The organism is Oleiphilus sp. HI0132 (genome assembly GCF_001635845.1).
Genome location: NZ_LWGJ01001376.1, coordinates 1 through 1656, shown reverse-complemented (window position 1 = coordinate 1656; position 1656 = coordinate 1). Strand labels below are relative to the sequence as shown.

Genomic DNA, 1656 nt, shown 5'->3' with positions numbered 1-1656 from the left:
TATATCTTCACCATTGATAACGGTACTCAAAGTGTTCGGGCCATAATATTTGATACCCAAGGTAATTTGATCGCTAAGGGCAAACAAGAGCTCGAGCCTTACTTCTCTAGCCAGCCGGGCTGGGCTGAACAAGATCCAGAGTATTACTGGTCTTCATTAAAAAAAGCTTGCGATAAACTATGGGCTGCAGCTGATATTGATCGTTCCAGGATTATTGCAGCAACGGTCACCACGCAGCGCGGTACGGTCGTTAATGTTGATGAGCAGGGAAGGCCTGTGAGGCCAGCCATTGTCTGGCTAGACCAGCGTAGGGCAGAGGTAAAAGGGGATGTGCCCGGTTTTTGGAAGTGGTTGTTTAAAATCGCCGGGGTTGAAGATGTTGTACATCGATTTCGAGAGAAATCGCAGGCATTATGGATTTCCCAGAGCCAGCCTGAAATATGGCGCAAGACACATAAGTTTCTGCTGTTATCAGGCTATTTGAGCTTTAAGCTAACGGGAGAATTTAAAGACTCTGTTGGTGCCCAGGTTGGTTACATTCCCTTTGATTATAAGAAGTTAAAGTGGGCTGCTGAATCAGACTGGCGTTTTAAGATTTTGCCTTCTTTGTGCAAAGACATGTTACCTGAGCTGGTAGATCCTGGGGAATCATTAGGTGCTTTGACCAAAGAGGCAGCAACTCATTTGGGGCTAGATGAAGGCTTACCTATCATTGCCTCGGCGTCTGATAAAGCCTGCGAGATTATCGGCTCTGGCGGCAACCGGCCTGATATCGCTTGTATGAGCTATGGCACGACAGCGACAATCAATACAACTAACTCTAAACATATTGGACCGATTAAATACATGCCGGCTTATCCGGCTGCAATTCCAAAGTACTTTTCATCCGAGATTATGATTTATCGCGGTTTTTGGATGGTGAGTTGGTTCAAAAAAGAGTTTGGCCTACGAGAGCAAAAGATAGCCGAAGAGAGAGGCATAGAACCTGAACAGTTATTTGATGAACTGGTGAACCAGGTTCCGGCGGGCTCGATGGGGCTTATGTTGCAACCATACTGGTCACCGGGTGTGCGCGACCCTGGGCCGGAGGCAAAAGGCGGTATTATCGGGTTTGGTGATGTGCATACTCGCTCCCATATCTATCGCGCTATTCTGGAAGGTTTGGCTTACGGCTTAAAGGAAGGCATGCAGCGTCTGGAAAAGCGAAACGGGCTTAAGGTGAAAACCTTGCGTGTCTCGGGGGGCGGCTCTCAAAGTGATGCCGCGATGCAATTAACTGCTGATGTCTTTGGTATGCCTGCAGAAAGACCTCACACCTATGAAACCTCTGGCTTAGGGGCTGCCATTGATGTTGCTGTTGGTTTAGGCGTTTATGCAAGCTTCGATGAAGCCATTGAGAATATGGCGCGTGTTGGCAAGGTGTTTCAGCCAAACCCTGAACGAGTTAAGTTGTATGCTCGTTTGTATAAAGAAGTTTATTTGAAGATGTATCCCCAGCTGCAACCACTTTATAAGACAATTCGCGATATTACAGGTTACCCTGAGTAGTTTGGGATCTGTATTTCAATAGTAGACAGTATAAAAATGAAAGAGTAGACTCATATTTCTGGTTAAAAAAAGATCAGTGTTGTTCTTATTCCGTTGTAAAAATTTAAA

1 protein-coding gene is annotated in these 1656 nt (G+C 45.8%); it reads left to right on the top strand.

The genetic code is table 11. The features are described from left to right. The coding region (locus tag A3766_RS21185) for an FGGY-family carbohydrate kinase (protein WP_369808648.1) at positions 1 to 1548 on the top strand (1548 nt) is incomplete at its 5' end. Between the last annotated feature and the right edge of the window lie 108 nt (positions 1549 to 1656).